At 43.8% G+C, this 26,904-nt stretch carries 22 protein-coding genes and 1 other RNA gene; 15 read left to right on the top strand and 8 right to left on the bottom strand.

The features are described 5' to 3' along the window. Positions 1-255: 255 nt before the first annotated feature. Positions 256-2,928, bottom strand: coding sequence for an alanine--tRNA ligase (gene alaS, locus ACI2IW_RS01710; protein ID WP_404692431.1), 2,673 nt, complete (start codon positions 2,926-2,928; stop codon positions 256-258). Between the two features lie 154 nt (positions 2,929-3,082). Continuing rightward, positions 3,083-4,834, bottom strand: a complete 1,752-nt coding sequence (locus ACI2IW_RS01705) for a DUF389 domain-containing protein (protein WP_404692430.1) — start codon at positions 4,832-4,834, stop codon at positions 3,083-3,085. A 275-nt stretch (positions 4,835-5,109) separates the two neighbouring features. Here ACI2IW_RS01705 and ACI2IW_RS01700 point away from each other — a divergent pair, with 275 nt between their 5' ends. Further along, positions 5,110-5,322 (top strand): hypothetical protein, encoded by a 213-nt coding sequence (locus ACI2IW_RS01700; protein ID WP_102094255.1) that lies wholly within the window; start codon positions 5,110-5,112, stop codon positions 5,320-5,322. A gap of 172 nt (positions 5,323-5,494) precedes the next feature. Here the strand turns inward: ACI2IW_RS01700 and ACI2IW_RS01695 are convergent, their stop codons facing one another. Then, positions 5,495-6,898, bottom strand: a complete 1,404-nt coding sequence (locus ACI2IW_RS01695) for a L,D-transpeptidase family protein (RefSeq protein ID WP_193834241.1) — start codon at positions 6,896-6,898, stop codon at positions 5,495-5,497. Positions 6,899-7,238: 340 nt separating this feature from the next. Here ACI2IW_RS01695 and prmB point away from each other — a divergent pair, with 340 nt between their 5' ends. Both prmB and aroC read left to right on the top strand, forming a co-directional pair. After that, positions 7,239-8,411 (top strand): 50S ribosomal protein L3 N(5)-glutamine methyltransferase, encoded by a 1,173-nt coding sequence (gene prmB / locus ACI2IW_RS01690; RefSeq protein WP_404692429.1) that lies wholly within the window; start codon positions 7,239-7,241, stop codon positions 8,409-8,411. A gap of 144 nt (positions 8,412-8,555) precedes the next feature. Then, positions 8,556-9,659 (top strand): chorismate synthase, encoded by a 1,104-nt coding sequence (aroC, locus tag ACI2IW_RS01685; RefSeq protein ID WP_114700845.1) that lies wholly within the window; start codon positions 8,556-8,558, stop codon positions 9,657-9,659. A 174-nt stretch (positions 9,660-9,833) separates the two neighbouring features. On the opposite strand, the gene ACI2IW_RS01680 is transcribed toward aroC, so the two are convergent. From ACI2IW_RS01680 to ACI2IW_RS01665, 4 genes are all read right to left on the bottom strand, one after another. Continuing rightward, a complete protein-coding gene (locus tag ACI2IW_RS01680) occupies positions 9,834-10,034 on the bottom strand; it encodes a hypothetical protein (RefSeq protein ID WP_404692428.1) in 201 nt (66 codons plus the stop codon). Positions 10,035-10,269: 235 nt separating this feature from the next. Further along, the gene (gene creC / locus ACI2IW_RS01675; RefSeq protein WP_404692427.1) at positions 10,270-12,051 is read right to left on the bottom strand and encodes a two-component system sensor histidine kinase CreC; all 1,782 of its coding nucleotides are present in this window, start codon (positions 12,049-12,051) and stop codon (positions 10,270-10,272) included. A 16-nt stretch (positions 12,052-12,067) separates the two neighbouring features. Next, positions 12,068-12,847, bottom strand: a complete 780-nt coding sequence (locus ACI2IW_RS01670; RefSeq protein ID WP_404692426.1) for a response regulator — start codon at positions 12,845-12,847, stop codon at positions 12,068-12,070. A 232-nt stretch (positions 12,848-13,079) separates the two neighbouring features. Further along, the gene (locus ACI2IW_RS01665) at positions 13,080-14,438 is read right to left on the bottom strand and encodes a glycerophosphodiester phosphodiesterase family protein (RefSeq protein ID WP_404692425.1); all 1,359 of its coding nucleotides are present in this window, start codon (positions 14,436-14,438) and stop codon (positions 13,080-13,082) included. A gap of 429 nt (positions 14,439-14,867) precedes the next feature. Here ACI2IW_RS01665 and ACI2IW_RS01660 point away from each other — a divergent pair, with 429 nt between their 5' ends. The 12 genes from ACI2IW_RS01660 to ACI2IW_RS01605 all read left to right on the top strand — a co-directional run bounded on the left by ACI2IW_RS01660 (position 14,868) and on the right by ACI2IW_RS01605 (position 25,960). Continuing rightward, positions 14,868-15,539, top strand: coding sequence for an alpha/beta hydrolase (locus ACI2IW_RS01660; RefSeq protein WP_404692424.1), 672 nt, complete (start codon positions 14,868-14,870; stop codon positions 15,537-15,539). Between the two features lie 85 nt (positions 15,540-15,624). Next, positions 15,625-15,983: a transfer-messenger RNA gene (gene ssrA, locus ACI2IW_RS01655) on the top strand. Positions 15,984-16,146: 163 nt separating this feature from the next. Next, positions 16,147-17,388 (top strand): tyrosine-type recombinase/integrase, encoded by a 1,242-nt coding sequence (locus ACI2IW_RS01650; RefSeq protein ID WP_404692423.1) that lies wholly within the window; start codon positions 16,147-16,149, stop codon positions 17,386-17,388. Between the two features lie 122 nt (positions 17,389-17,510). Further along, positions 17,511-18,635, top strand: a complete 1,125-nt coding sequence (locus ACI2IW_RS01645) for a hypothetical protein (RefSeq protein WP_404692422.1) — start codon at positions 17,511-17,513, stop codon at positions 18,633-18,635. Between the two features lie 236 nt (positions 18,636-18,871). Beyond that, positions 18,872-21,097 carry a hypothetical protein gene (locus tag ACI2IW_RS01640; protein WP_404692421.1) on the top strand — a complete coding sequence of 742 codons (2,226 nt, stop codon included), beginning with the start codon at positions 18,872-18,874 and terminating at the stop codon, positions 21,095-21,097. A gap of 60 nt (positions 21,098-21,157) precedes the next feature. Next, positions 21,158-21,514, top strand: a complete 357-nt coding sequence (locus tag ACI2IW_RS01635) for a hypothetical protein (RefSeq protein ID WP_270894498.1) — start codon at positions 21,158-21,160, stop codon at positions 21,512-21,514. Positions 21,515-21,722: 208 nt separating this feature from the next. Then, on the top strand, positions 21,723-22,019 hold the full coding sequence (locus ACI2IW_RS01630) for an AlpA family phage regulatory protein (RefSeq protein WP_270894497.1): 297 nt from the start codon (positions 21,723-21,725) through the stop codon (positions 22,017-22,019). 3 nt (positions 22,020-22,022) lie between these two features. After that, positions 22,023-22,271, top strand: a complete 249-nt coding sequence (locus ACI2IW_RS01625; RefSeq protein WP_270894496.1) for a helix-turn-helix domain-containing protein — start codon at positions 22,023-22,025, stop codon at positions 22,269-22,271. After that, positions 22,268-22,528 (top strand): hypothetical protein, encoded by a 261-nt coding sequence (locus tag ACI2IW_RS01620; protein WP_270894494.1) that lies wholly within the window; start codon positions 22,268-22,270, stop codon positions 22,526-22,528. The genes ACI2IW_RS01625 and ACI2IW_RS01620 overlap by 4 nt, the downstream gene beginning before the upstream one ends. Further along, entirely contained in the window at positions 22,521-23,156 is a 636-nt protein-coding gene (locus ACI2IW_RS01615; protein ID WP_270894493.1) for a hypothetical protein, read from the top strand. The genes ACI2IW_RS01620 and ACI2IW_RS01615 overlap by 8 nt, the downstream gene beginning before the upstream one ends. After that, complete coding sequence (locus tag ACI2IW_RS01610; protein WP_270894492.1) at positions 23,149-23,736, top strand: hypothetical protein; 588 nt, start codon at positions 23,149-23,151, stop codon at positions 23,734-23,736. Before ACI2IW_RS01615 ends, ACI2IW_RS01610 begins: the two co-directional genes overlap by 8 nt. A 106-nt stretch (positions 23,737-23,842) precedes the next feature. Further along, on the top strand, positions 23,843-25,960 hold the full coding sequence (locus ACI2IW_RS01605; RefSeq protein ID WP_404692420.1) for a DUF3987 domain-containing protein: 2,118 nt from the start codon (positions 23,843-23,845) through the stop codon (positions 25,958-25,960). Between the two features lie 256 nt (positions 25,961-26,216). On the opposite strand, the gene ACI2IW_RS01600 is transcribed toward ACI2IW_RS01605, so the two are convergent. After that, the gene (locus ACI2IW_RS01600; RefSeq protein ID WP_404692419.1) at positions 26,217-26,555 is read right to left on the bottom strand and encodes a hypothetical protein; all 339 of its coding nucleotides are present in this window, start codon (positions 26,553-26,555) and stop codon (positions 26,217-26,219) included. Between the last annotated feature and the right edge of the window lie 349 nt (positions 26,556-26,904).

The following is a 26,904-nucleotide window of genomic DNA, read 5'->3' as shown; positions in this document are numbered from 1 at the left end:
TATGCCTTTAGGTCTTTCATTCTTCTAATGGTATCTATCAACCTTATAGAATGAACAATATGCCCAAACGTTGACCTTTATACCATATCTACCGCATAACTTTAAGCCTCAGGAGTGCTTAGATGTATGGCGATTGGTTATAGTAGTTATAACCAATCACGTATTCTATGCGTAGTAGAGTAAAGCTATGCGATAAATATAAGGTACATTGTGACGCGCTATACCAGTATATTCGCGAGTTTAATATTCGCTAGCTTAGCTAAGCTGGGTTTCAATCCAAGCAGGTAGAGCGCTGATAACCGCTGCACTGTTACTAGACTTCGGTGCACCGCCTTGCGCGTAGTCAGGCTTACCGCCACCTTTACCACCAAGCTCACCTGCCAAATGACGAATAATATCACCAGCCTTCACTTTGGCAGTGACAGATTTTGCGACGCTTGCTGCGAGTGCTAATTGGTCATCTTTATCACCAATCAATACAATCACGCTATCAGGCAGTTTTGATTTGATATCGTCCATCAGTGTACGGATGGATTTACCATCGATACCGCTTAAAGTGCTGATAAGAACTGGAGTGCCAGCGATAGTCTGTACATCATCAAGCAAATTGGCTGCTTGAGCACTGGCGATTTTTTGTTGCAAACGCTCTAGTTGTTTTTCTAGGTTACGTTGCTTATCAGCCATAGTACGGACACGCTGCGCTACTTCAGGACGTTTTACTTTCAGCTGACTTGCCAACTCACTTAGCTGTTGCTCGCTTTGCTGAATGTTTTTGACCGCATTCATACCTGTGACCGCTTCAACTCGGCGGATACCAGCCGCAATACCAGACTCACTGGTGATTTTTAGCACACCGATATCGCCCGTACGCTGTACATGCAAGCCACCGCATAGCTCGATAGAGAAAGGCTTGCGCTGACCATCAACGATACGGTCTGTACCCATGGTTAGGACTCGAACGTCACTGCCGTACTTTTCGCCAAACAGCGCCATAGCGCCTTGGTTCATCGCTTCGTCAATCGACATGTGCTCGATACGGGCAGGGGTGTTGGCTTGAATTTGCTCATTAACAAGACGTTCGACACGCATGATTTCAGCGGCGCTGACAGGCTTATCATAAGCAAAGTCAAAACGTAGTACTTCGCTTGAAACTAATGAGCCCTTTTGCGTGACCGCGTCGCCTAGCACTTCTCTTAGCGCTGCATGCAATAGATGAGTGGCTGAGTGGTTTTTGGCACTGGCTGCACGAATGCTAGACAGTACTTGCGCTTCAGCGGTTTGCTTAGTGCTGATATCGCCCATGGTCACGACACCATAATGGATAATCGCCTGACCAGATTTTTTGGTATCTTGTACTTCAAAGACGCCAGATGCTGTACGGATTTCACCAAGCTCACCAACTTGACCGCCACCTTCAGCATAAAATGGGGTGCGATCTAATACCACAACGCCTTCCATGCCTTCTGTTAAGCTGTCTGCTAGGTTGCCGTCTTGATAAAGTGCGTCAATAGTCACGCCGTCTTCTTCAAGCTGCTCATAGCCGATAAATGTCGTTGGCGTTTCTACTTGGATGACACTGCTGTAATCGACGTCAAACTTGCCAGCATCACGCGCACGCTCACGTTGTGCCTGCATATGCTCATCAAATTCGGCTTCATCAATAGCAATACCACGCTCACGAGTGATATCTGCGGTCAAATCAAGTGGGAAACCATAGGTATCATAGAGCTTAAATGCAGCTTTACCAGATAGCGTATCGCCATCTTGTAAGCCTTCAAGTTCGCTGGCAAGTAAACGTAAGCCTTGTGCCAATGTTTTAGCAAACTGTGCTTCTTCTTTTTGAATAGCACTTTCGATGACGCTTTGTTTGTCTTGTAGCTCAGGATAGGCACTGCCCATTTCAGCTACAAGCGGCGCAACCATCTTATAGAAGAACTCGCTATCAGCGCCAAGCTTGTTGCCATGACGTACCGCGCGACGAATGACACGGCGCAATACATAGCCGCGACCTTCATTACTTGGCGTAACACCATCAGCAATCAAAAATGCTACAGCACGAATATGGTCGGCGATGACTTTCAATGATGATTGTTGCTCATTATTGATCTCTAAGATGTCAGCTGCTGCATCCATCAAATGAACAAATAAGTCGATTTCATAGTTGCCATGAACGCCTTGCATGATGGCACTAATACGCTCAAGCCCCATGCCTGTATCGACGCTAGGTGCAGGCAGTGGTAATAGTGTGCCGTCCTTTTGACGATTGAACTGCATGAATACGCAGTTCCAAATCTCAATATAGCGATCGCCGTCTTCTTCTGGCGTACCTGGCAAGCCGCCTTCGATATCGGCGCCGTGGTCATAAAAGACCTCGGTACAAGGCCCACAAGGACCAGTATCACCCATCGTCCAAAAGTTATCAGAAGCGTAAGGAGCACCTTTGTTATCACCAATCCGAATGATGCGCTCACTCGGGATGCCGATGTTTTTATTCCAAATCTCAAAGGCTTCGTCATCAGTCTCATAGATAGTCACATAGAGACGATTTTTATCAATCGCTAACCACTTCTCCGAGGTCAAAAACTCCCAGATATACTCGATGCCTGCTTGCTTGAAATAATCACCAAACGAGAAATTACCAAGCATTTCAAAGAAAGTATGATGACGTGCGGTATAGCCGACATTATCCAAATCATTATGTTTGCCGCCAGCACGTACGCACTTTTGCGAGGTTACCGCACGTGTATAGTCACGTGGTTCCATACCCAAAAAAGTTTCTTTAAACTGATTCATACCGGCATTGGTAAATAGCAATGTCGGATCATTGTGCGGAATCAAGCTAGACGATGAAACTTGGGTGTGCTGCTTGCTTATGAAAAAATCGATAAAGGCTTGGCGAATATCGGCTGAGCGAAATGGCTGGCTCACAGCGGCTCCTTACTGACGGATAGAATTGAGTAAATGACATAAAATAATTTTGCAAGCGATTTTAGCACAAACGCCCAAGCTCTTGGTACAAGAGTTATAACTACTAGGTTATTATACGTGTGCTAGTCATTGCCTAATTTGTAGAGTATGCAGGCTAGTTGGTCAAAATTGCCGCATCCGTTTCATCCAATTTGTCTTGTGTGGTTGGATTAGACTCGATTACTTGCACAGGCAAATAGCGTAGTTGAAGCTTGATTGGCAAGTACTCTGGGAAATTCTCTGCCATATCATTAGTGATGAGTGTCTCAATCTGGCGTACGTCGTATGAGCTCGGCAAAGTCTCTCCACGTACGATTGCCCGCACCACTTGGTTCTCTTCTGAGGTATCAAACTGCGTATTGGTTAATACATTGCCTTGATCGATAAAGTAGTTGTTGATGGCTTCTTTTACACTACTCTCAAATACTTGCTGCTTAGCATTGGTTTGTAAATTGATAGTCAAGTAGGCACCTAAGCCCCCGAGTAGTAATAAAGTCACCGCGTTACGCTGCAAAAAAGTCAGATAAGTATTGGATTTATAATCGTCATCGACCAAACGACGGAAGCCTAATACCCATAATACAAGCGCATTGGTAAACTGGATAGCAAGAATGTTTGTCGCTGCCAATAACAGCGCACCAAGCCCAAGCTGCATCTCGCCATTAGCGAGCAAGATACCGCTAGCTGCTAGTGGTGGTACTAAGGCTGTGGCAACTGCAACGCCAACAACAGCAACCGAGAGATGCGGAGATACCATCGCGTACGCGCCAGCAGTACCACCTGCTAAGGCAATCATCAGATCCATGGAAGTAGGCTGGGTACGTGATAGGATTTCTGCCGTTAGCGGTTGATCTTTATGTAGCCAACCAACGATAAAGCCGACTAATACCACCAGTGAGACACCGATAATGACGGTAAAGAGCGACTTACGTAGCAATGGCATACGGTGATCGATAATTGCTAGTGCTATACCCGTGATAGGGCCTAGCATCATCGCAACCAACATAGCTCCGATGACCACGGCTGCTGAATTGGTCACTAGCCCATAACTGGCAATAATGGCAGATAAGATGTTCATGATGAAATACATCTTGCTAGGCAGCGCGTTCGCCTCAATCCTAACCCGTACTTCTGGGTAATCTACTTTTTGATTGCTAAACTGTTCGGCGACAAACTGCTTATAAGACTCAAGTTTGGCTTCTTTTTCCTCTTGAACCTCATCTTCGTCACTTTCACCTTGAGACTTTTGAGCGTCGCTGTCTTCTACATCGGTTTCTTTACTTTGATTATTATCCTCTGAGTCATTATTTTGATGGTCATTATTGCGACTAGATTTGTTTTTTGTTTTTTGTTGATTGGCTATTTTGTTATCTGATGACTGTGCTGCGATGTTTGTGTCATCAGCAGGGTCATCAGCATAGTCGTCTTCTACTTCTACCGTTACTTCAGCATCACTATCATCTCGAGCACTTTTTTCTGTTGTTTCTGCCGTATCCGACTGGAAGAAATCGGACTTTTCTTTCGCTTCTATAGTTTCTGACTCTGCAATCTCAGACGCTTCAGTATTTGACTGTGACTCAGGTTCTGTCGATTCCAATGTTGCTACGACCACATCGTCACTGATGGTTTCCATGGTTATCTCAGCGTCAGGTGGCTGCGCACATTCAGTGTCTACTTCGGAGTCTGTTTCGCCATCTGTATCAGTCGATTGTTTGTGTTGATTGTCTTCGCTTTCATCATTGTCTACAGCGGCATCATCAACTACTGGATCGATTGTCGCGTCTTGATTGTGAGAGGCGTCAGTAGTGGCTGATGAATCATTTTGATCCACTGAGTTAGACGCAGTATTTTTTTCAGATGAGGACATAGCAGATAGCGTTCTTAGTAGATAAAGAAAGTCATTATTGTAATGATAAATAGATAAAGATATAGGAGATTCTTGAAAATATAAAAAAGAGTTGAGAGAAGGTGGGAGTAAGAACTGGTATTTCTTATGATTAAGTCTAAAACCTTAATAATAGCATGGTTTTTATTCTAAAGTCATTCAATATAGATGCTACAAGGGTTCACGATAAATACTTACTTTTTTTGTGGAATTAAGGTTAAATATATTATATCCACAATAAAGATAAGGAATAATTTATGAACTGGCCGTTATTTTCTGTCATCTACTCAATGGCAGCTACTGTGACTATCGGACTTTTTATGATTGGTGCTCTCATTACAGGGTTCGATGAGATATTTCATATTCAAATAGCAGTGGGATTGGGCGTTCTAGCTTCGATACCTGCAGGATTATTCTTTACCAAAAAAATTGGCAGTATTACTGGCAATGAGGAAGGCTATAAGACATAAAGGCGAACAGTAAGACACAAAGACAAGCAGTGTTATCGATGTGAAAGTGTTATCGATGTGAAGTGGAACCGCCCATCAACAAACAAAAAAAGACCTCAATATTGAGGTCTTTTTTGTCATCATTAAAAATATTTGCTAACTAGCATCGAAGCTAGATTTAATACAGTTCTATTTATTGAAGTTCGACAACCGCGCCATTTTCGATGTTGGCATAAACTTCTAACACATCCCAGTTGGTCAAACGAACACAACCTGCTGAGCCTTGACGACTGATACCTTCAGGTACTGGTGAGCCATGTAAACCGTAAGAAGGCTTAGATAATCCCATCCAAACGACACCGACTGGGTTGTTTGGTCCTGGTGCTATCATATGAACTTTCTTTTGAGCGCCTTCACCGACGGTTGATTTATACCAAGGCATTTTTACTTTATTGATAATTTTGAACGTGCCTTTTGGAGATGGTGTGGCATCGCTACCAACGGTCGTCGGATAAGTAGCAACCAACTTATCACCATTGTAGGCATACAATGTTTTGTCGGCTTTGTTGGCGACTACGCGATTGATACGTTGATTCAGCTTGTCACGAGTATTTAGCACTGTGATAGTCTCGCCAACAGCATACTTTTTGTTTTTGTTGAGTTTGTCTAAGTAACGTACATCCATATGGAAACGTTCACCTAACATCTCTTTGATATCTTGATAATAAAGACCTTTCATTTTTGACTTCGCTTCTGAACCAGAAGGTGTGGTCGCAAAATTGGTATTGATATCGTCTGCGGTCAACGTATAAGTGACAAGGACAGGTTTGTTTGCAGGGATGTTTTTAACCAAGGCGTCCCAAGTTTTTTGATCCATTTTACCAGTCGCTGGCAAGCCTTTCATCGTTTGGAAGTTAACAAGGGCTTTTTTGCTGTTCATGCCCCAACCGCCATCGATAGGACCAGGAGAAGCATGGTTCCAATCGAGCAGCGCCTGCATTTTGATGGTCATCGCTGAGTTGACTTTCATATTAGGTGACCAAACAGCACCGTTCACTTGCTTGGCATAGTTCGACAAGTTCAGCGTTGTATGCTTCTTACCATCTTTGTCTTCGATGTTTTTGATGGTCGGATCATCGCTAAAGTCTTGACGCTTCTCACTCTCTGGCAACTCAAAAGCGAGTGGATCAGACGAGTCGATAGATGATAGGTCGCTAGGCGCAGCGACGGCTTGACCTTCACTAATGTCATCGTTACGGTCAGCTTGCTCATCTTTACGCGTCAGTTCTGCTGCACTCATATTGTCAGCAGCTGGGGCTGGCACATTTTGATTGGCTTCTTGCTTATTATTGATAAGCTGGTTCATGCTGTCGACTGGTTTCGCTTTCTCTGTATTTAACTGTACAGTAGCAGCGCCATCTGAGCGACTACGGTTTTCTTGCACATTAAGGCTAACCTTTTTGGCAAGACCTGGCATAGCGTCAGCCGTGCGTACTGGCAATGTGCGAGTACTATCGGCAGGTGCAGCAAGTGCGGCTACACTAGCACTTACAGCTGCGATAGATATGGCAGTAATAATTGGCTTTATTTTCATCATATTGAGTCACTTGTGGTTGCTACTAATGCGGCTATTATGCGCATAATTTGATTGCATCGCAAACTTTTGACACATCTTTTTGCATTTAAGACTTGCCAAACGTCAACTGCTGACGTATTCGCTACAGTTGGGTAATAATTTAACCAAGGTGTGTATGGCGTCGTGCTCGATTCTTACGCAAACTGTCCATTATTCGCACTATTTTTTGTGCAAGTAAAAATGACAGTTATTGGCGCTACTAGAGGTTTACGTCTATAATGTATGACTGAATTTTATTTAATATAACGATTTTTAGCAAAAAGCAATTTAACCCGCTAGCAGTTAATCCACAAGGTGCGATATGTCAGAAGACCAAACAATGAGTGCAGAAGAGTTTCAAAACCAATACTTCAATGATGAGTCTGAAGGCTTAGACGGTGAGATGGAGTATGATTTAGAGACTGGACTTCTTGGTGAGCACGATGAATTTGCTAACTTACATGCAGAGCTAAACGAAGCACGTGAGCAGCTTGTCAGTATTCGCGACTTTATTCGTTTTTCAGTCACGCAGCTGCGTAACTACGACGTCGTTGTTGCACAAGGTACGACCGATGAGTTTGCAGAAGCGTCAGCCATTGTCTTGCACTCTTTGTCTCTCGATTGGTCTGCTAATGAGCAGATTTTAGACTGTCGTCTGACCACGTCTGAAAAACAGTTGGTACTAGGACTATTAGAAGAGCGTATCGCTGAACGTAAGCCACTCAGTTATTTAATTAACTTGTCATACTTCTGCGACCTGCCTTTTTATGTCGATGAGCGTGTTCTTATCCCGCGTTCACCGATTGCAGAGTTGATTCGTCAGCAGTTCCATCCGTACTTTGAAGTTACTGAATTGGCCAAACCACTGGGTGTCAGTCCGAACGAAAAGTCAGCGGTATTTTATGACCATGGCTTGGATGTGAAGCAATTGTCGCAGCCTGAGCGTATCTTGGACTTGTGTACTGGCTCTGGTTGTATCGCAATCGCGCTTGCTACCCGTTTCGTTGATGCGTTGGTCGATGCTGTTGATATCGATAAAGGCGCATTAGAAGTGGCAATGGTCAATGTCGATCATCATGATCTTGGCCATCAAGTAAACGTAATCGAGTCTGATTTGTTTGCCAAGATACCTGCTGAAAACCAGTATGAGCTTATCGTCACCAATCCACCGTACGTCGATGCGGCTATCATGGCAGATTTACCGCCTGAGTTTTTGTATGAGCCTGAGCATGCACTAGCAGCTGGCCAAGACGGCTTAGATTTGGTACATCGTATCTTATTTGAAGCGCCAGATTACCTTAGCCCAGATGGTTTGCTGATCTGTGAAGTAGGTGACAGCGAATGGGCACTAAAACAAGCCTATCCTGAAATCCAGTTTGATTGGTTGAAGTTTGCACATGGCGGTCAAGGTGTCTTTGCGATTACCTATGATGAGCTAGTCTCAAACCGTCAATTGTTTGCCTCTTATGTTCAGCTATTAGATAGCCTTCAATAGACAGATATTGGGTCGGATAGACATCGGCTGCACGAGCCGAAACTATAAATAACAATACAATTACTCATTATAAGCAGTATAAGCAATAACCATGAGTGATTGGTCACATAGTCATCAGTAGCGTTTACTTGTTTAAGGACAGTTATGGCAGGCAATAGTATTGGGCAGGTTTTTACGGTCACCACTTGCGGTGAGTCACATGGCGCAGGCCTGATGGCCATCGTTGATGGCGTACCACCAGGTTTAGCATTATCTGCAGACGACCTACAAGTAGATTTGGATCGTCGCAAACCGGGTACGTCTAAGTATTCAACCCAGCGCCGTGAGTCTGATGAAGTTGAGATTATCTCTGGCGTATTTGAAGGTAAAACTACAGGTACGTCTATCGGTCTATTGATTCGTAATACCAATCAAAAATCTAAAGACTATAGCGATATCAAAGATACTTTCCGTCCTGGACACGCTGACTATACTTATAGTATGAAATATGGCTTCCGTGACTATCGTGGTGGCGGTCGTTCGTCAGCGCGTGAGACGGCTATGCGAGTGGCTGCTGGTGCTATCGCCAAGAAGTATTTGCAAGAACGTCTGGGTGTTCAAATCCGCGGTCATGTGACTCAAATCGGTAACGAGCATAGTAATGTACTAGACCCAAACCAGATCGATTGGGAATTTGTAAACAGCAATCCGTTCTTTTGTGCAGACAAAGAAGCGATTGGCCGTTTTGAAACCTTGATTGATAACTTGCGCCGTGAAGGTACTAGCTGTGGCGCGCGCCTTGATATCATTGCGAGCGGTGTGCCAGTAGGCTTAGGCGAGCCAGTATTTGATCGTTTAGATGCTGATATCGCTCATGCGATGATGAGTATCAATGCGGTCAAAGGTGTCGAGATTGGCGATGGGATGGCGGTGGCAGGTCAATTCGGACATAGCGCTCGTGATGAGCTGACCCCAGATGGGTTTGCAGCCAACCATGCTGGTGGTGTCTTGGGCGGTATCTCATCAGGTCAAGATATCCGTGTAAGTATTGCGCTAAAACCAACGTCTAGTATTACCACTGCTGGCAAGAGCATCAACACTCAAGGTGAAGCAGTTGATATGCTGACTAAGGGTCGTCATGATCCTTGCGTTGGTGTGCGTGCTACGCCTATTGCCGAAGCAATGCTAGCGATTGTAGTGCTTGATCATTATCTGCGTCACCGTGGTCAAAACGCGGATGTGAAGCCGCCAGTACAATCGATTACTTAGTATTTTTGTCGTAGAGTAATCAGCCCTTTGTTGTTTCCAGTAGTTTAATACTAGAAATGATAAAGGGCTTTTTTATGGATTGTTATAGTGACTGCCAGCACCACATTTGAATGTTCAACAGACCCTAATGTGAATTATATTTAAATACAATCAATGCATTGAGTGAGTAAAGTATTAGGCTGCCAATTGATACTCATCGATAGCCACACACTGTTGATGTCGAAACACCAATAACAACCGCTGACTAGGAATCGCGAGCCAATGACCAAACTCAATACTATCGACGCCTTCGCTTGATAAAGTTTGTGTACAGTGATGACGGCTAAAGCCGATTAGGCTCTTGATAATAGGGTTATCCGTTAATTGATGTGACATAGATTTTCTACTCCTAATTTACTTTACGAATTTGACGGTTCAACAGATCTTAGTGCTATCGTAAAACAATGAAGTAGAAATCTTGTGTAGTCATGATGGAAAGTTGATGAATCCATATATAGTCATTCCACTATAAAAGTATTACAGCGTTAACCTCGCTTGAAGTATCACATATACATCTGCACTCGGTTGCCTTGTACTACCCTTAAATTGAATCGACTATAAATTATTACTCTCAAGCTAAGGGCAGGGTGATACTAACCATCACACCAGAAAGCTGCTTTTTACCAGTATCAGTGTTATCAGGGCTAATTTTATTATCGTTGGCATGAACATTATTAATGGCTACCTGACCACCATGATGTTCAATTACTTGCTTTACTAGTGTTAGACCAAGGCCAGTACCTTTTTTAAGCGTATTACTATTATAATCAGTCTGCCTCGGCTCAGTCGTTGGATCTGCCGACTCTTTATATAGATCATTGCTGTCTGTGTGATTCGTTGCTTGAGCTGAGGGTTGGCTTTGATGAGATAAGCTAAAGTAACGCTCAAATGCTTTTGCAACAGCATATTCGGGTAGTAGTTTACCATCATTGAATATATCGATAGTGACGGTTCGAGCAGTGCTATGCAAAGTGATATCAACGGTACGATTTGCAAAGTGTATCGCATTATCAAGCACATTTTGCAATACCTGTATTAACCAAAATTGGTCAGCATACACACTAGTCGCTGCCAATACTTCTACTGGCAAGTTTGCAGTATTGGTCACATTCTTATTATCAATATGTATATCGATAGGGTATAGATTCTGCTGTTGCTGCTTGGCTGTATTATCTCTGATCAAACTTTGCAAAAGCGGTAATAGGGAAGCCAATTGTCGGTTGAGCTTAAAGGTAGGCTGTTCTACTTTCGCAAGTAGCAGTAGTCGGTCGATGAGCTGCTGCATTTTTACGCTTTGCTCACCAACAGTCTCAATAAGCATCTGCCGATCTTCATTATCCAGTTTATTGCCATCTAGTCCATCGTCCTCTAACAGCTCGCTACTGGCGCGTATGGCAGTCAAAGGGCTTTTTAGCTCGTGGGTCAAAGTATGGACATAATCAGTGACATAAGCACGATTTTCGAGTCGATGCTTCATGGTCTCGATAGTATCTGTCAGGCTGTTTAATTCATGACCCAGATAGAAATAGGGCTTTTTAGTGTCTTCTGCCAATGCACTGGTATATTGAGTCACCAAGGTAATGCTCTGCTTGAGCCACCATGCTACTAGACCTGCCAGTATAAGGGCAGCGATGCTGATAAGTAGTGCGGTGATAAGCATGCGGTTACGTGTGTCATCTAAATAAGGCAATACGCTAGCGACAGGCTTACCGACACTGACCACACCGATGATATCTCCAGACGGATTTTTGATGGGCTGAGCCACATACATGACCGAACCATCGCGCCGCTGATAATCTTGCAGTGTACTTCTCGCGCCGTATTGTCCTTTTAACGTGAGATAGACATCATTCCAGCGTCCATAGTTTTGCCCTTCATTATTATCAGGTCTGGGCAGGGAGTCGTAAATGACTATGCCGCTACTGTCTGTCACATATACGCGAAAGCTACTGTAGCTTTTGGTTCGATCGACAGGACTGAGTGTTTCGTCCATCGCTGGCATGCCGACAAATGCAGCATCAAGTTGCGCTTGATATTTCTCATCATAGAGCTGTCCTGTAGATAACGGCACCTGTAGACTGGCCGCGAGTAATTTACTGGTGTCTAAGAGCGTGTCTTCGATGACTTGTTGCGCAGTTGGCTTGACGTAGCCAAACAATTGAGTAAACACGACCACGCCGCATATGACGAGCACCAACGCAACGGCTAGCCAAATTCTAAAAAATATACTTAAATTGAGCAGTCGTTTGCGTTTAGGGGCTTGCTGAGCAGTACCAATAGGATGCAGTTTGGCATACCAATTACTTTGGTCGTTATGAATAGCATTTTCAGCAGGATTGGTTTTATTATTCATAAACTAGCAGCCACTGTTAAGCGGGACATAATGCGTAACCCAGTCCGCGATGCGTATGGATGACATCGATATTCACATCTACCATAGCAAGCTGTTTACGAATTGACTTAATATGACTATCTATCGTGCGTGCCAAACGGTGGTCAGGATAGTCGCTTACTGCGCTAAGTAATTGCTCACGGCTAAAGACTTGCTGCGGTGCTTGTAATAGTGTCAGCAAAATTTTGCGTTCTGTATTACTAAGCTCAAGCTTTTGCTCTTGCCACGTTAATGAATAGTTGAGCGGTTGATAATGCCACACACCAGATTGGTTCTCAAACGTTAATGCTTGTCCTGATAGATTATTCGAGGAAGTAGTATCAGTACTGTTATCTGAGTTTGTGGTATGAGAGCCTGACTGCTGAATTAGCTGTTCACGTCGCCAAATGGCTTTTAAACGCGCGACCAACTCACGTGGACTAAAGGGTTTGGCGCAATAATCATCACCGCCCATCTCCAATCCTAGAATACGATCGACCTCATCGCTACGCGCTGTCAAAAACACGATAGGCAAATCTTTTAAGGCGTCGATATCAGGCGTATGACGTATTTGCTGACATAGGCTCAAGCCATCACCATCTGGTAGACCGACATCCATAATGATCGCCGATAGATCTTGTGCTTTATGACTATGCAACATGGGTAACACACTACTGGCATTATCCAACCAAGTTATTTGCCAGCCTTCGCGCTTGCAGGTAACCTTAAGCGACATCGCGATCGCAGGATCATCTTCTACCAGTAAAATATGGGTCATAGTCTCTACATCGTCTTATAGGCTTAGTAAATTATCGTAGCACAAAACAGCAGGCTGCTCTTGCTGCCACGGGTTAAATGGTGTGAAAAGTTAATGGAAAAATAAGGTATTAAGTGGACGGTTTGCGATTTGATCATTTTGATACATTTAACAAAAAGGCCAGCTCAATAAATAAGCTGGCCTTGGTAATAAAAACTAAGCGTGATTGTTTATTAATAGACTAAGCGAAAATCTATTTAAAACCTTTGCAGTTGGCATAGTAGCTCACTGTAGCGGGCCAATCTGAAAAAATACCTTGGACACCGACGTCCTGCGCTAGTACGTCAATATAATTCATCATATCACCGTCATTGTTGATAGCATCACCAAGACCGCTATAGTACCAATCGCCACCATCGGTTAATGGTCCTGAACGCTCTATCGACCAAGTAATGATTTTTAGACCATTGGCTTTGGCTTGTTTTGCGTATTCTGATGGTTGCATATTTCCCTTACCATCAGTAGTGACTAGCAACCAAAGTGCTGGAGCAATAGTATTGATACCGCGTGCTTTGATATCAGCCAATGAGTGCTTCCAAGTGGTTGCGTCATTTTTATCAAATGTTTTCGCCTTAGCGGTCTCATTGCTGTCATCGATCAGATAGACGGCATTAGCACCATAAGCTGGCTCGTTTTTGATCCAGTAATCAAGATCTTCTATATTAAATGACTGGGCAAATACATCACTTGCAGGCACGTCCGCTGCCTTATAAGTATCTATCAGCTGTTGGCGGTAATCGTCCAAACGATAGCCGTTAAACGGCATGGTCACGGCGGGAGCTTTTAACTCAGGCGTGTGCTTCATACCTAGCTTACGAGCCAATGCGATATGCTCTTTTAAGGTTAATACTTTGCCGTTTTGCGAGTACAAATCCGTTCGCCAAGGCGCGGTTGCGTTCATATATTCGCTAATACTGGTTGCTTTTTTATTGGCAGCATCCATCTTACCCGTCAAGGTTTTAAACTGAGCGGCACTGATATCTGAGGTACGGCATTCGATACTATCAGCATTGGTAAGTTTGCCTTTAGCATCTAAGGTGGGCGGTACAGTGCAGTGCTTGGCGAGCGGCGTGGTTAGAATATTAGTAGTGGTGTGCAAATCGTTTTGAGCATGACGACAGACAAGCTCACCATCATTGGTAAAAGCGACATCACATTCCAAGATGCCAGCACCCATTTGTGCTGATGCCACGTAGCTATCATAAGTATGTTCAGGCAGCTGTAACGGCGCACCTCGATGCGCAATAGAGAAATCTGTCTTACTTGGCAGTTGCCCTCGGCATGCCTGTAGCTCTTCTTTTAGTGGTCCCTCATCCATATCATTTATCAAATAAAACGGACGCACTCCATAGGTATATGCGACAGGTGAGGACAATTGTGGTTGCGCTGTCGATATAGGGGTTTTTGATGTGAGCGTCGAGCGGTTATCGGTAGTGCAGCCTACTATCAACAATGAGCTGATCAGCGTTAAAGGTAAGGCGAGATTCATCTTATTAACTTTAGCCGGCGTGTGCTTACTCAGCTCAAGCGCTGATTTATTAGAAATTGTCATGTAAAATGTTCCTGCAAAATTATAAAAAATCCCATCGGACGTATGGATAGGAATTGAAAAATTAACGTTTGACTATTGGTTGTTACTTGCCAAAAGAAGCTAAGGGTTATGCATTCTTGTAAAAGCTTAGCCTTGTAAGAACTTGGTCTTGTAAGAACTTAGCATTAATGCGGATACAATTGTAGGCACATGTACTAAAGAATAGACAGCTGACAGTATTTACACTTGATAGTATTGAGCTTATCGGTCGTAAAATCATACGTGTCTTCTTATACTGTTCTCATTTTTGCTATTGTTCGTTTAGTACCTCACTATTGACCATACTCTCAAACTAACAGATGATATTGACCATATAATGACACACACATTATTTTGGCAAAAAATATAGAAATGCTTAAGGCATCTCTCACTACATTATTAAGGATAACTATGAATAACTATTTAGACGCCGTCGTCGTTGAGCACAATCCCTCTCAAAAAAAGATAGATCGCGCGGTGATTTGGCTGCATGGTTTAGGTGCTAGCGGTCATGATTTTGAGCCAGTGGTACCGCAGCTTGGCTTGGCTAATGATATGGCAGTACGTTTTATCTTCCCCCATGCACCTAAACGCCCAGTCACGGTAAATGGCGGCATGGTGATACCAGCATGGTACGACATCATAGAGATGAGTCTGGAGCGTAAAGTAGATGTGGCTCAGATTGAAGAGTCTGCTCAGCAGATACAAGATTTGATCAGTCGTGAGATAGAACGCGGCGTGTTACCAGAGCATATCGTTATCGCAGGGTTTTCGCAGGGCGGGGCAGTTGCGTACCATGTGGCACTTGGCTATCCAAAACGTTTGGCTGGCTTGATGACGCTCTCTACCTACTTAGCAACCAATGACAATATTGAGTATAGTGCTGCCAATAAAGATATGCCGATTTTGATTGAGCATGGTTCTCATGATCCAGTTGTGCCTGTCATCCTAGGTGAGCAAGCCCAGCAGTTATTGTCGGCAAAGGACTATAATGTGTCTTACAATACGTATCCGATGGCACATCAAGTCTGTATGCCGCAGATTCAAAATATCGGCAAATGGTTAAACACTGTTTTAGCATAGCCCATTAAGCTGTAACGTAATGTAATGCAGGCTACTTATAGGTTGAAACATAACCGATATCTCCTATATAATAGCCAGTCTTATTGGGGATGTTCTGGCTTCGACGCTGGTGATGAAACTCAATGATGCATGTCGAGAGTGTATGTCCTCTCGTTAATCAAACATATATTGTTATAGTCGCAAACGACGAAACTTACGCTCTAGCAGCTTAAACCCTGCTTACTTAGTTGCTGATTACCTACAGTTGGTTAACTAAGTTGAAGCGTCCGCATGTAGGCTCGCCACAAGTGATTGTCTCAATTGCTTGGGTTCAAAAGTAGAGAATCGTCCAATCCATCCTGACTGTCGGATCGGTGCGGATTAAAACTAAAGACAGAAACTAAACATGTAGATTCATGAGCGTAATGCTGGCGGACGCGGGTTCAACTCCCGCCATCTCCACCAAACACTGATAAAGGGCTGACCGTCATAGACTGTTAGCCCTTTATTTTGGGCATTTTTTGGGTTTTCACTACCTCGTAGGGGTATGGCGAACCATATAGAATGTTGGTATTATTGTTGGTATTAGAGTTTATACATACTCTCAATACCAACAAAGGATAGCCCAATGCCCTTAACTCATACCGTTATCAATAAGCTACAGCCTAGTAACACCTCGATTGATACAAAGCGACCTGACAAGCATAGTGACGGTAACGGGCTGCAATTATGGGTGCGTTACACGGGCGTTAAGTCATGGATCAGCGCATACCGTTGGCAAGGTAAGCAGCAAACCCTCACTATTGGCACTTATCCAGTTATGAGCTTGCAGAACGCAAGGCAGCGCAATATTGAGATCAAACGCTTAATAGCTGATGGTGTGAACCCTAAAGACCACAAGAAAGAGCAGCAAGCCAGCCAAGACGGTTTAAATGTTTTCGATAACATAGCCCAGTCATGGTATGCAGAACGCAAAACCTACCTAGCAGAAAGCACCTTTACCCGTAACTATTCCGCCTACATGCGCGATGTTAAGCCCTCTATTGGTCAAAAGAACATCAACGACATAACCGCGCCTGATATATTAGCCATTGGCAAAGCAGTAGAAAGCCGCGGAGCTAATGAAATGGCAAGGCGCACCATTAGAGAAGTAGGGCAGATATTCAAACATGCGATACGCAATGGACTAGCCACACATAACCCAGCCACAGACCTAGCCGAAGCCATCAAGCCACACAAAACGACCAACCACCACCGCATTACTAGCCAGCAACTGCCAAAGCTACTAACAGACATCAATGCTTATCAAGGTGATGTACTGGTTAAGCTGGGCTTATGGTTTTTATGCTATACGTTTGTGCGTACCAATGAATTACGCTTCATGGAATGGCAGGACGTAGATTTTAATCGTGGCTTATGGACTGTCCCAGCTGAAAAGATGAAAGCTAGGCGCTTGCACATTGTGCCACTAGCACCGCAAGCACTGGCAATATTAGAGCAGATCAAAGAGCTAGGTTTTTCCGATCAGTACGTTTTCTTTAATACCTCAACTCGCAAGCCATACAGCCAAAGCGCATTTATTAATGCCCTATGGAATATGGGTTATAAAGGCAAAATGACGGGGCACGGTTTTAGAGGGCTTGCTAGTACCACACTGCATGAAAAAGAGTTTATGCACGAAGCGATAGAGCTACAGCTGGCACATGACAGAGAAAACAAGATAAGCGCAGCATACAACGGAGCGCAGCACCTACCATACAGAATAGACATGATGAACCAGTGGGCAAACTTCATTGATGATGCTTACGCTGGCAAGATAGATAACGTGATCCGTGCAGATTTCAAACAACATAAACAAAAGCATGGCTAATATCATGCTGTAACGACTATGCAAGGCTAGGACTAATTACCCGAACGACAGCTATTTACACACCCTTATGCTGTCACTGCCTTGCACCTATTTTTATTAAAGGGTGTAGGGGTGTGAATGTGATGGATTTAGAAACGTATGCAGCAAATATAGATGGGGAGTATATCCAAGTTCTAAAGTTGATTGATAACTTATATAAGTACGCTACACCTCAGATGCCTTTAAAAAATATCCTAGATTATTTAGGTACCAATTATTCATTCATTGGTTTAGCCTTATACCGAAAGAGTAGTTATACCTATACTTTAGTTAAATCAACCGGCCTTTTGGATTATGAAAATTCAACTGAAGTTGTGCAGTCAATTTATGATTGTTTAGACAATGAACAGACAGGTATAGTTTATCCACATGCAGATATGCAACCTTTTAAAGACTTCTATTTTAAATTCTCAGAGGCAAAAAAATTCTATGATTATGTGGGATCCAATCCTCCTAAAACACAAAATATAGCCGTAAGGCAATCAAAAGCACCACCACCACCAAACCACATTAAAGTAAACGCCCCAAAATTTAAGAAAATAACGATAGGCGATGTAATCAAAGCAAAGCAGCATGAAGGTGCTATTTCTCCCAACGATTATCAACGTATAACGATGCTTTATGATTATTTTACACCGCACCAGGCAGGCTGTTTAATCGCAGGCTTGCACCCTGCCTTTGACGGTAGTGATGATGATTTAGAACTTGCATTAGGAGTTATTGAGGGAGGTGTCAAAAAGGAGAGGTTGACACTTGATAATGATGGGCAACTTAATAGTGACGATTTAAAGTCATTCTTACGTAGCAAAGGCTGGGTAATGACTGGCTTCAACGATAATCTAGCAAGCGATACGAGTAGCTTAAATAAAGAAAATTCATTTTATCAGAAGCGAGTAGCTGAACTTGAGAAGCAGGTGGCAGGCGCAGAAGCAGAAATAGTAAAACTTAAAAACGAGTTGAAAGAACGACCAACTGCAATTGATGAGGATTTAAAAGATGTACCACACCAATCATATAGAACTGTAGATAGGATTATGTATGCAATGGCTAAAATTTCTGAGCTAAGTAATACAGGACCGTATAGCCAAAACAACCCATCATTGAACGCTAGTATTGCTACCATATTACAAAATGACGGCTTAACTCTGGAGTACCAAGCCATAGGCAAATGGTTAACTAGAGTTAAAAATGTTCAGCCCATGAAATAGAGGTTTAATTTAACCACATACTACCCTGCTACTGAGCAGGGTTTTTAATGTGAAAATCTTACCATTATACTTAGTATTTGAACCAACTTATCTACTATAGATAAATTGGTATCTACTATAGAACCTTAGAGAGTCTGCAACTCTTAATCTAAGTTAGGGTTAAAGCGGCTTAGTCGCTTGCCCTATAGCCAATGAAAGCCGCATGTTGCATTGGCATAACTTAGAGAGGTAGTAACATGGCAAACTCAGAACAGCAAATCAGAGCATACATCAAAGCTGAGCAGCGAAAGGGCACATCTGATGCCAAGATTGTAGTGGGTATGACTGATATACCAGGGCAAGCTGGTAAAGATGCTCAAAAGATGATTAAAGCACTAAGAGCGGCCGACCTATCGCCGTCGCAAGCCATAGGGGAATACTTCGGTTTAAAGACAACCAAGCTAGACCCAAAAGCGCGAACCAAGAACAAAAACCCCACGCTAGCCGATAAAGTTAAAAGTACCAATTACAGTGCAATGACAGGTGTTGCTAAGTCGTTCGGTAAAGTTGCACAGGTGGCTAACAGCGGGTTAGATACCGTGTCAGGCGCAATAAATAACGTGACAGGTACAAACATACCGACAGGCAACCGCAAAGCCTATGACCGTGACGTAGCGAGCATGGACGCAAGACGTAAGCAGCTACGTGACCAAGCAAACTACAGCGGTATGGACTTAGGCGAGCTTGGCGGTGATATTGCAGCCAAAGTACCGTTATATGTCGCAGGTGGTGCGCCATCAGCAGGATTAAAAGGGTTAGGCGCGTTTGCCGGTCGAGAAGCAGCAATAGGCGGTTTAGACGGCTCGCTACGCCACTCAACCTCAACATCGGAGCAAGTGGGAAACACAGCACTTGGCGCGGTAGGCGGGGCAGTTGGCGGGGTGGCAGGCTTAACAGTTGGCAAAGGTGTAGGCTATGCAGGCAAGCAAGTAGCAAGACGCGGGTCTAACAAATCAGGTGCAACAACACGAGCAGCAACAAAGCTAGTCGATGATGCAATCCGCGATACTGGCATAGCAGTCAAGCCAGCCGCACGTGCTAGGCTAGTCAATGAAGCTAATAAAAATCTGATGAAATCAAAACAGATTGACGCAGCCGCAGCGGTTCGCAAGTCACTACTTGATGACAATGGTATTAAGGGCACACGGGCGCAAATATCACGTAATCCACAAGAATGGGCAGCCGAACGTGAATTAGCCAAACAAGATGGCAACCCGTTAAACAGTGTCCATACTAACAACAATGAGCAAATTGCTAGTAAGTGGCAGTCATTAGCTGATGAAACAGGCGCAACGCCTACAGACACCAACACGCGCATGGCCTCGACATTGCAAACGCTCAAGCAGGGCGATGAAGCAGCAAAGGCGAATGTCAGCGGCTTGTATGACAATGCAAGGGCAAGCGCAGGCAATGACGTACCATTGAACCACATGCGTTTTATTAACAGTGCCAGTCAAGAGTTAGAAGCGCAAGGGCTTGGCACATTCTTAAAAGGTGATATACGTGGCATATTCAAAGGCATGTTTGACGACCCTAATTTTCAACTGACACTAGGCAAGTCGGAGGAGATTAACAAGGTGCTCAACGCTAGATTAAAAACCACAACAGACGGCAATGAGCGTTACGCCTTGGGACTGGTTAAAGATCATCTAGCCAAAGAAGTTGACGAAACAATGAATGCCTTAGGCGGCGGCGCTGGCAAGCAAGCCAGTGAAGCATGGACAGGTGCAAAGGGTGCACATGCCAGCCGTATGCAAAACATTGAAAGCAACCCCGCGTTAAGAGCCGCAATAGACGATAAAGCCCCCGATAATGCCTTTAAAAAATACGTGCTCAATGCTGATGAGCGCGACCTTGTACGATTAGTCGATGACCTAAAGAGCACACCAGAGGGCACGCAAAACTTAGCCGATTTGCAAGGGGAAACAATAGAGCACTTTTTACGCAGTGCAACGCAGGCCAACAATGGCGCATTCAGTCCCGCACAACTGAACAAGGCTATTAACTCGTTTGGTGACAATCGCATGAAAGCCTTATTCACGCCTGAGCAAATAAGCCGTATCAATGACATCAAACAAGTCAGTGATATTTTGATGCAACAACCTCTAGGCTCTAATGTGAACCACTCGAACACTTCAAGCGCACTGATTAACGCCTTGGTAGGCGTGGCAGGCTGGGCGGGCAAGATACCACTAGGACTAGGGCACCTTTCCAATGTTGCAACTGGTGGCGTAGCAGGTGCGGTTAATATGTCCAAAAAAGGCGCAGCCGCAACAGCCACAGCAAAGGCTATGAATGGGCAGGCAGGCATAACAAGGGGTAGCGGCTTAGGGTTGACTGACGAGCAAATGAAGCTGCTAGGATTGATACCGCAGCGCACAGGGCAGACAGGCGCGGCATTGGGTGCAAGTGGTAGTAATTAGAATTGCTAAGCGGCATTAGTTTGTTTATAGTTTATTGAATCAACTAATGTGGAGGTAGGTATGGGTAAGTTAGCTATTTTATTATTAAGCGGGTTGTTTGTCAGTGGCGCAAATGCTGCTTGCTTTGGCTCAGATACTTTGTATTCTTGCAACGATATTCAGTCAGGGAATAATTACCAAGTAAACAAAATTGGTGATTCGACTTACATGACTGGTACTAACTCCAGAACTGGCAGTACATGGCGTCAAAACTCATCGACCTACGGAAATACCACATACCAGAATGGCACAAGCTCAAACGGTAGCACATGGCGTCAAACCATTCAAAACAATGGGGCGATGGGTACGACTTATTCTGGTACTGACTCGCAGGGAAACACCTATAGAAAAACGTGTACTCAGTTTGGATGTTATTAGCTCAATTATCTATAAATTAGACTAGCCCAAATCAATTAGAGAGCCTTACTTTTATTAGTAGGGCTTTTTTGTGTCTATAGATAAAGAAAGTTATCTACTATAGATAACCTGCTATCTACTATAGAACCTTCATAAACTCCCACACCATAAGATAAGCCCATGAACCGTTACACACCGTAGTGTAACGGCATGACATGGAGCTATGAACATGGCAAAGCAACAAGCCGCCCAAAACACGCCAGTAATTTCTTTTACTGATAACACCTCGCACGATACCGCACCAACTAATGAAAACAATCTATCTATTCAACTGCCTACTACTGGCATGGGTAGAGCTAAAGATATTCTGCCATTCCTACCATTCAGTAAAACCACACTTTTTGAATGGTCAAAGGATGGACGTTTCCCAGCGGGCAGAAAGCTATCGCCAACGATGACCGCATGGAGTTATGCAGACATTCATGCATGGCTAAACTCTCACACGTCAACCACTAGCGAGGTATAACTCATGCATACACGGCAAACAAAGCAGAAGTACAAGCAAATCATTCTTAATCACCTATTAGCAGGTAAGACTCTATCCACTTATGAAGCGTACGACCTCTACAACATAACGTGCTTTTTACAGCGCGTCAGTGAGCTAAGAGATCAAGGCATAACTATTCAAGATGAATGGGTAAAGAACAACGGCAAACGCTTTAAACGGTATTGGATAGATCAGCCAACAGATAATAACGCTAACGAGGTGACACCATGAATCAGTCCAACGACAAACTATTACAGATAGCAGACACGTTAGAGCATATCAATGAGCAGTTAATACTTTTAACGATCGATACTGAACACCTAATGATGGCGCTGCAAGCGGTGCAAGTCGATTGCGCGATATCAAAAGGTGTGATTAATGCAGTCATCATGGCCCTATCAGGTAATGCCACTATCACTGAAGATTTAAGTGGTCAGTTGGACGGCTTATTAGCAGTACCACAGGAGGAGGTAACAAGTCATGAGTGATAATTATACCAAAACTGATGTAAAAGCTCGTCACGGTGAAAATTCGAGCCTAATTGACGGGAATTTGAGTGTAAATAGCCAAAATTTGAGCCTAAATGCTGCAAATTTGAGTCTTATTCGTAATATTACAAATAGGGTCACTAAGTTAGCGAAAAACACAAACAACGACCTATTTTCTGACAATGAAAAAAAAGGATGTAACAGGGGAGATTACCCATTTTTAGGTAGTTTTTTGACATCTGGTAATAACGAAAACCATAGCTTTACAAGTCATGATAACAAGCGTTACTATAGAGTCCTCTCAAATTCTAACAGCGGTCATGCCAGCCGTCACCCTTTGGCTTTTTTTGTGCCTGATAATGGAGTGGACTCTCAAACCCATTCTAACTATTCAAGCACAGCCCCTAAAGCGCACTTAAGCGCATCAAGGGCGCAAACCCTCATATTTATGGCAGCACCTCAATGCTTGCCAAACAACTATGACGGGATGACACTGCAAAATAAAATAGCCTTTGGGCGAATATGCAGGGCGGTTTCTGTTAGAACCGAGAGTGAACCCCGTCACCCTATACCTTTATCGTATAGCTTGGCACCTACTCAAAATCTAACAGGAGGCTATCATGCCTAATTCAATCCGCACGACTTCAAACACCCAAACCGCTACTATCAGCACGCCATCCGCATTCAAAGCAGGTGATAGCGTTCTGTGGGCAGCTGTAAGCAATCAAAGCTACAAGCTGCAATCGAGCAAAGACAAGCACAGCAAACGCCTTGTTATCCATCATGCAAACATAGAATATTCATTCAATACTGATGGGCGTAGCAGTCCTGAAGATGCCTTGCCGTCACTATTCCATGACACGCTAGCCAATCGCCAAGCGATAGCCACGCTATACAGTGGCAACCAAACCAACCACCGCACAGTAATAGATATAACCGAAGCAGACGACACCGAAGTGATCTTAATGTCTGCCTTTGAGTTGTCAGATATTGCTTGTGATCTCGAAAGCGCAGCCGTTGTTATAAGTGACATTGGCAAGTTATTAGCACTGATCCACTATGAGAAAATAGAGACTCATGTTGCTATATCAATGGCTCGCTTAACGCATGACACCACTGAAACATGGCATGAGCTACTGCAAAGCCAGTTAGGTTCAATCAAGAAAACCCTAGCAATGACTCGTTACGGCAAGGAGGGCAGCCAGTGAGAACATACCCTCCAAAACAGAGCCGTAAGTACGCCAAGCGCAAAAGCCACTACAAGAAGTACAGAGCTACGCGCCAGCCAAAACAGTCACATGCAAGGGGGAACAGATGACCACCACACCAACAGATACCCATAAAAAAGCCCGCGCATTTAGCGCAGGCTTTGAGATGATAAGTAGGTTTAATGCAGCCACACGGCATGGGCTGGCAGATGACAATACATTATTAAACTTATATAACCTATGTGAGCAGTTATGTTCGCAAGATAAGCTATTGCACCTTGATAGTAATATTACCATAACCACGGGCTTTGATACAGGTAAGACAGTGCCCACGGCTGGCACGATAGGGCTAGTACTGAGCAGTAACCAAGATAAACCCGTCACCCTTGCCAGCATTACCGCCAATGGCAATCATGATCCGTTAATCATTGACCGTATGCAGCCTTCCGCTTTAATCATTGGCACGTTAGATAGTGGTAATGAGCTTGTAGCGATTGACGTCCCACTGGAGGACGTTGTAAAGCTCGCTTACTACCTCATAGCTGATAACGTCACGCTACTGGTAAGCCTTGATAAGCTGCTATTCAACAGCATGGTTAGTCATTTTGCCGAAGCCTACCCCGTGACTATCTTTACTACTTTAGATAAGAAAGACACAGTTTGTAAGCCTTTCAAAGGTGAGAACGTCAAAGCCATTGTTACCAGTGATAGAAACGTACTAGAGCATTTAGAATATGGCGAGCTAAGCTATAGAGATATATTAGCCCTTGATGATACAACCATACTCGATCTACAAGCTGAAATATGGGGCGAACCTGAACCATTAGCCAATGATCCTAGCAAACCCACACCATACCCAATTAATGCTTTCACAGGACTACTAAGGCGGGTTATTGAGTTAGTGGCGTACTATGCACAAGTGCCGCTTGCCATGGCAGGTCAGTGCGTTTTAGGGTCACTAGCACACATGGGGCAGCGGTTTATTGATGCACCTTTTGGTCATAGTCATATGGCAGCTTGCTTGATATTAATAACGGAAGGTGAAAGCGGTAGCGGTAAGACACAAGCAATGGGCTTAACTCACTTCAAAATTAAAGAGTATGAGCGACAGAAGTACGCTAGCTATTTAGATGACGTATCAACTTGGGAAAGTGATAAAGCTAGTTTAAAGGGTAAAGAGTTATCTACATTCTTAGATGAAAACCCTAAACCGCAAAATCCTAAGACATTGTTTGATGATGCAACTATTGAGCCGATACTCGATAGGTTTATTAGTGGTGAAATGAGCAACGCATCGTGGACCACAGATGAAGCAGGGCAATTCTTCAATGGCCATACGATGACTGGTGACACTGCAGGCAGCGCACTTTCTGCAATTACTAAGCTATATAGTGATGGTGAAGTGTCTCGTTTACGCTCGCAAAAGTCTGCTTATGCCACGCCGCAAACAGATGCACATGGCGTACGCATGACACTACTGCTACAGGGTCAACGGGTAGTGTTAGAGCAGGCATTAACTGATCCTTTAATGAACGGACAAGGGTTTTTAGCAAGGGCCTTAATTGCTTGTCCTGAAGACTTACGCGGTCAAAGAACTTGGGACGACGAGCAGCGCAGGAATGACAGCCCATACGATAATCCTGATTTGATCGCTTACTGGTCACGTTGTCATAGCTTGCTTGATCCGCTACCAGCCAGCCTACCCAATGACAGCACAGGCACACCGCAGCGTATCAAAATGCAGTGGGCAGATGGTGCAGAGCAAGTCTTCTATAAACATATGCAGGCAATAGAGAATCGTCAAGCACAAGGACAAACATTGGAGTATTTAAAAGCGTATGCATCACGGATGGCAGAAAATGCTAGTCGTATAGCATCATTGATGGCGTTCTTTGATGAGCGCAAGGTAGTAACTATTGATGATATAACGCGCGCTTTTATGCTAGTGGAATACTCAACAGCCGAACGCTTGCGCTATCTTGATGCAACGCCAGCAGGTGAGCAGAACGATAGTGAGAAGCTAAGTAGCTGGCTAGTCGATAAAGTGAGGGGTAAAAACCCACCTATATTGAATAAGTCATTTGTTACTCAAAATGCACCCAATGCACTAAGAGGCAAGAAGCTTAACGGCTTACTTGAAGACTTACAAAGCGTAGGACATATCAGGCTGGAAAGTGACGGGCGCAGGCGCTTAGTTTGTATCAATCCTAAACTGATCAATTAACCTTAGCTAACCCTGACAAGCTGCTAAACTTGCTAAACTTTATATAGCCCTTGCCAGTCAAGGGCTTAACTTTAGGTAGGGCGCTGCTAAGCATTGCTAAACTTGCTAATCTATAGCTAAACTTGGCTAACTTTAGCGGAACTATAGCAACTTTAGCAGAACATTAGCAGGTGCAATCTAAGCTACAGACTATAATCAACAAGGCTTAGAGGAACTTTAGCAACTTTAGCGGCTTTTTACAGAGTATAAAATGATATTAGTCATACTTGTAGCGGTCACTATCATCATAAAAGTTGTTCTGACGCTTTAACTTTCTAGTGTCATCATCTAACTCAGATAACCGATCACACAACCTATCTTCTCTAGCCTCAGTTCTTTCACGCAACCTATCCATGGCAGCATATATTTTTGCGTGAGTTTCTTCGTGACGTTCTACTTTAGACTTTAATAACCTCTCTATCGTATCGAGACGGTATGCTTGCCACAGAATGAACAAAACTAGTAGTGTATTATATTTATTAAACAACACCACCAAGCCCCACGCGACAAGAAGCGCTATTATCACGCCAGCTATCCACTTCAACCAATATTTCACAACGACACCTTCAACAATGTTTGATAAGACCATCTTATACAATGCTGCTGCGTTATGCCTCGTGATTTTGAATCGACAGCCCTAAGGTTTCCCTAAGGTTTTAGGTAATCACCTAATGAGTCAGTGAGTTTTCGGACATCTTAGAGAGGGTTTTTTGGACTCCATAAAAAGACCCCTTAAACAGCAAGATAGATAGGCTCAACATTGAGCGTATTAGCATTTACACCAACTGCGGTCATGCTTAAACAGCTAGCTACAAACCTGAGGTTTCCCCTAGGTTTTTGGACATCGCAAAACTTGACAAAACTTGACATTCAAAATGAAAGTACGAAGTAGTGAACCTCACAAA

Source organism: Psychrobacter sp. NPDC078501, from assembly GCF_044900935.1.
Taxonomy (GTDB): domain Bacteria; phylum Pseudomonadota; class Gammaproteobacteria; order Pseudomonadales; family Moraxellaceae; genus Psychrobacter.
This window is presented reverse-complemented; position numbering and strand designations above follow the sequence as displayed.

What these genes read in the sequence shown, in the direction of transcription:
- ACI2IW_RS01705 (WP_404692430.1), bottom strand. Translation starts at nt 4,834, where the DNA reads ATGTCCTCATCTGAAAAAAATACTGCGTCTAACTCAGTGGATCAAAAT.
- ACI2IW_RS01700 (WP_102094255.1), top strand. Translation starts at nt 5,110, where the DNA reads ATGAACTGGCCGTTATTTTCTGTCATCTACTCAATGGCAGCTACTGTG.
- ACI2IW_RS01695 (WP_193834241.1), bottom strand. Translation starts at nt 6,898, where the DNA reads ATGATGAAAATAAAGCCAATTATTACTGCCATATCTATCGCAGCTGTA.
- prmB (WP_404692429.1), top strand. Translation starts at nt 7,239, where the DNA reads ATGTCAGAAGACCAAACAATGAGTGCAGAAGAGTTTCAAAACCAATAC.
- aroC (WP_114700845.1), top strand. Translation starts at nt 8,556, where the DNA reads ATGGCAGGCAATAGTATTGGGCAGGTTTTTACGGTCACCACTTGCGGT.
- ACI2IW_RS01680 (WP_404692428.1), bottom strand. Translation starts at nt 10,034, where the DNA reads ATGTCACATCAATTAACGGATAACCCTATTATCAAGAGCCTAATCGGC.
- creC (WP_404692427.1), bottom strand. Translation starts at nt 12,051, where the DNA reads ATGAATAATAAAACCAATCCTGCTGAAAATGCTATTCATAACGACCAA.
- ACI2IW_RS01670 (WP_404692426.1), bottom strand. Translation starts at nt 12,847, where the DNA reads ATGACCCATATTTTACTGGTAGAAGATGATCCTGCGATCGCGATGTCG.
- ACI2IW_RS01665 (WP_404692425.1), bottom strand. Translation starts at nt 14,438, where the DNA reads ATGACAATTTCTAATAAATCAGCGCTTGAGCTGAGTAAGCACACGCCG.
- ACI2IW_RS01660 (WP_404692424.1), top strand. Translation starts at nt 14,868, where the DNA reads ATGAATAACTATTTAGACGCCGTCGTCGTTGAGCACAATCCCTCTCAA.
- ACI2IW_RS01650 (WP_404692423.1), top strand. Translation starts at nt 16,147, where the DNA reads ATGCCCTTAACTCATACCGTTATCAATAAGCTACAGCCTAGTAACACC.
- ACI2IW_RS01645 (WP_404692422.1), top strand. Translation starts at nt 17,511, where the DNA reads ATGGATTTAGAAACGTATGCAGCAAATATAGATGGGGAGTATATCCAA.
- ACI2IW_RS01640 (WP_404692421.1), top strand. Translation starts at nt 18,872, where the DNA reads ATGGCAAACTCAGAACAGCAAATCAGAGCATACATCAAAGCTGAGCAG.
- ACI2IW_RS01635 (WP_270894498.1), top strand. Translation starts at nt 21,158, where the DNA reads ATGGGTAAGTTAGCTATTTTATTATTAAGCGGGTTGTTTGTCAGTGGC.
- ACI2IW_RS01630 (WP_270894497.1), top strand. Translation starts at nt 21,723, where the DNA reads ATGGCAAAGCAACAAGCCGCCCAAAACACGCCAGTAATTTCTTTTACT.
- ACI2IW_RS01625 (WP_270894496.1), top strand. Translation starts at nt 22,023, where the DNA reads ATGCATACACGGCAAACAAAGCAGAAGTACAAGCAAATCATTCTTAAT.
- ACI2IW_RS01620 (WP_270894494.1), top strand. Translation starts at nt 22,268, where the DNA reads ATGAATCAGTCCAACGACAAACTATTACAGATAGCAGACACGTTAGAG.
- ACI2IW_RS01615 (WP_270894493.1), top strand. Translation starts at nt 22,521, where the DNA reads ATGAGTGATAATTATACCAAAACTGATGTAAAAGCTCGTCACGGTGAA.
- ACI2IW_RS01610 (WP_270894492.1), top strand. Translation starts at nt 23,149, where the DNA reads ATGCCTAATTCAATCCGCACGACTTCAAACACCCAAACCGCTACTATC.
- ACI2IW_RS01605 (WP_404692420.1), top strand. Translation starts at nt 23,843, where the DNA reads ATGACCACCACACCAACAGATACCCATAAAAAAGCCCGCGCATTTAGC.